This window comes from Nostoc sp. 106C (genome assembly GCF_002154725.1).
Taxonomy (GTDB): Bacteria; Cyanobacteriota; Cyanobacteriia; order Cyanobacteriales; family Nostocaceae; genus Aulosira.
The window spans coordinates 1-3,588 of the sequence record NZ_MTAW01000168.1; the positions used below are offsets into that span (position 1 = coordinate 1).

Here is a 3,588-nt window from a genome sequence, read left to right on the forward strand (position 1 = left end):
TTCTAAAACTGCTTAGCTTGAGGGGTCTTACCCTCAATTCGCCAGCAGTATCCTTCAAGAAGTCGGGAATCTTAGTCTTTTAGTTCTCAAGGACTAAAGACTTCACTACAGATTTTTTAAAATGCTCCGATTTTGCCAAAGATGACGTAGAATGTTTTCCCAATTAAAAATAAGTCATAGAATGGATGCCAATTTCTCTGGTACTGCAAGTCTAGGTCAACTATTTGCTCAAAATTTGTGATTTGAGAACGTCCGTTGACTTGCCATTCGCCAGTTAAACCAGGTTTGACATTTAAACGTCGCCAATGTTTATCTGTATATTTAATAACTTCATCACCTGTGGGCGGACGTGTTCCGACTAAGCTCATATCATTGAGCAAAACATTCCAAAATTGAGGTAGTTCATCTAAACTGGTGCGTCTCAAAAAGCGACCTACTTTAGTAATTCGGAAATCATTTTTGTTTTTAAATATGAGTCCATTCGCTTCGTTATTGACTAAAGACTTTAATTGTTCAGCATCACTAACCATTGACCGGAATTTATAAAGACGAAATGGGCGTCCTTGCAGCCCATAGCGTTCTTGAGCAAAGAAAATTGGCCCTGGACTATCGATTTTAATAGCGATCGCTATCGGCACAAACAAGATTGCTACAATCAATAATCCGACCAAACTCCCTAAAATGTCTAAACAACGTTTAAATTTAGACTGTACTGATGGATGTGGGGTATATTCTAAGTCCCAAGATTTAAATGTTATGTCTTGAAAAATTCCCTGTAATTGTGTTTGATGCATCATCCTGGCTCAATTAACAAAGGTAAATTACTTAGAGTTAAAGCGTGTTTGTTAAAATCAGATTTTTTATCTAGAAAAAACAGTATGTGTGGTGATACAGTTTTTTCTGAGTTCATTCCGGGAACTTGGTTAACGTAAGTAGAGTTTTTATCTAGCTCATGCTTTATCTCCAGAAGTTATATTGATAATTTACAGTTCCTTTATATATCTGCGTTTATTTCCAAAATAGATACGATCGCTTGTACCCTTCTGCCTCAATCAGGGTTAAAATCATCTGCTACAGAATCCACAATTTTACAAGTCTCAAGACGCGAGAATAGAGTCACGCACAATTCCCACCAAGAAGCAGTTGCGATCGCACTATGCCACTCCCAAACACCTAGAACTTTGACACGCCAAGCCTGTTCAATAAAACCGACATAAGGTAAATGTCCTATGGGGGCTTCTCCTTGCCAAATGAGATTGTCATAATCAACCCAAGAGTCTTTCAGACGCCAACCAACACGATTGACAAAATCAATACAGGTTTCTGAAGCAGCGACTTTGGCGCTACCAATCATCAAAGCTAATACAGGGTCAGTAGCAGAATTACCTTTCATACTCTGCCAGATACGGTGCTGGACGCTAAAACCGAAGCACCCATGACTATAACTTACCCAAAGATGGTTAATAGTATAAAGATCTTTACAAATAAAATTTTTAAGACTGTCGAGAGCCAGGTAGCGCTGTTGTTCTCGTCCGGCTACCTTCAACATGAGAGTTGTAGTTTCTTGATCCGCTTCCAACCATCTTTGGGCTTGGAGTAAATCCCGCAGATGAGTGTAATCTATCCCTACCTCAGAACTCAAATCATCAAGAGTGGGACTGCTAGCATCTTCAGGCTGTTCATTTAAACTATCACCAGCAAATAGGGTTTTTCCTGGTAAGACTTCAATGATTCCTTGAGATCCAGACAACCAAAAATATAAATTGATGTCGGTTTGTGCCAATTGCACTTGCAATTGTGTAATCCAACCTGCTGCGGTAAGTCCAGTTGGCTGCGTTCCTTGATTGAGAGTTTCTAAAAGAATAGTGGCAAACCTTTCACTCTCGTGAGGTGGTACAGCAGCGGTAATTAAACACTGTCCTGCATCTAATCCTAGTTGCAGTTCTTCGGTCCAATCACGTACCGATACGTTTCCTAGCCCTTGTTCTACCGGACAATCTAAAACGATAATTTGTTGCGATCGGCATCGGCGTAGCTGTTTTCTCAACCATGAGCGATGAATGACAATATCATCAGATAGTACTAATACCGCTTCTCCCTGTTCTGTCTCTTGAATTTGCCCTCGCAGATATAAAAATACTGTTGCGGCTGCTTCTGCGGTATTGGTTGATTCGGTAAAAGATTGAGATAGCAAGCACTTTTGGATGGCTTTACGCACATCTGACTGTGAATTTTTACCGCGCACAGTCCAATAATTGACTTCAAAACTACCAGCAGTGCTAAGTATTTTGCTCAAAGCTAAAGAAGTTTTACTCTTGGCAAGTCCTTCTACAACCAATGCTTGTCGCGGATGTTGAGTAGATTCTATTTTTTTGGATTTCAGTCCCAAAATTACTTCTCCTACGCCTTCGACAATACGCTTAGGCGTTTGTGAGGGATATTCGGAATGTATTGAATTGTCCCCTCGTCCTTTTTTGAGTTGATTAATGACTCGCAACTGCTGATTAGCTTTATCTATATATGTCAGCGTTTGGTGATAAACATAGCGGTAAAGTCCATCTGCTTCGATCACGCCTTGGGAGTCAGCTGCTTCTCCTTTTAGTCCTTGAATTAAATAGTATGTAAATACGCCATGTCCCAATTGGGGAAATTCCCAAGATTGCTGTCCGCGATCGCAAGATAATAAAGCATAAAATCCTTTTCTTTGGGCAGCTCGTTGTCGCAGAACTTCCACCAACTCTAGTGCAGGGTTAAGTTGGGCATCTGTTTCTCCTCTAGCACCTAACAGCGTCATTCCACCGCTATGGCAAGCATCTAATACAAGTAGTTGCTGCTGGGCAGAACAACTCTCTAAAAGTTGCAAAACTTCCTGCAACTTTAAACCAGTATCTATTAATTTTTCTTTTTGAGTATCTTGGAGACACAGCACCACTTGCTGACTCAATGGGTCTAGCATCCCATGTCCTGAAAAATAAAATAGAACAGTGTCAATGGGTTTAGTAGCAGCGGCGATTTGTCTGAGACTAGTAAGAACATTTTCTAACTTTGGCTGTTGGGAGGCAAAATCGTGGTAAATCATCACCTCCTTTTGCGGAAAAGCCTGTGTTGCGGCGTTTAATGCTTCTCCTAAACCTTGACAGTCCAATGCTGAGTAATGCAAACAAGGTATTTGTTCATCCTCATATTGATTCACGCCCACCAGCAATAGCCATAGTTTTGCTACACCGGTTTCTAGGGCATGAGTTGAGTGACTAGTACGAACCCCAACTGGACACATCTAAGAAATTTATAATGAAAAACCCAATACTCGTAAGCATCTTAGCTGCTGACTGTAGATAAGACATACATAGAGCAGCTATATGATAATGGTATCATATAAAACAAGACGCAGTGCCATTAGAGTTAGTTCCAAAGATGTCAAATTTGCCTACATATCATGTAGGGGTGAGCTTTTCCAATCCTTTACGGGGCAGCAAGATCCCCGACTTCTTCCGGCATACATAGTAGACCTAGCTTGAAAAAGAGCTGTGAGGATAGGTTAAGTAGCCCAAATGATTTGCTGTTGACAGAAATCATGGCTGTACAGCA

The 3,588-nt window shown here is 40.7% G+C and carries 2 protein-coding genes; both read right to left on the reverse strand.

What is annotated here, in order from left to right:
- Positions 1–116: 116 nt before the first annotated feature.
- The gene (locus BV375_RS25250) at positions 117–794 is read right to left on the reverse strand and encodes a sugar transferase (RefSeq protein WP_086765611.1); all 678 of its coding nucleotides are present in this window, start codon (positions 792–794) and stop codon (positions 117–119) included.
- Between the two features lie 254 nt (positions 795–1,048).
- Positions 1,049–3,277: a GUN4 domain-containing protein gene (locus BV375_RS25255; protein ID WP_086765612.1), complete on the reverse strand. Its 2,229-nt coding sequence runs from the start codon at positions 3,275–3,277 to the stop codon at positions 1,049–1,051.
- Positions 3,278–3,588 lie beyond the last annotated feature (311 nt).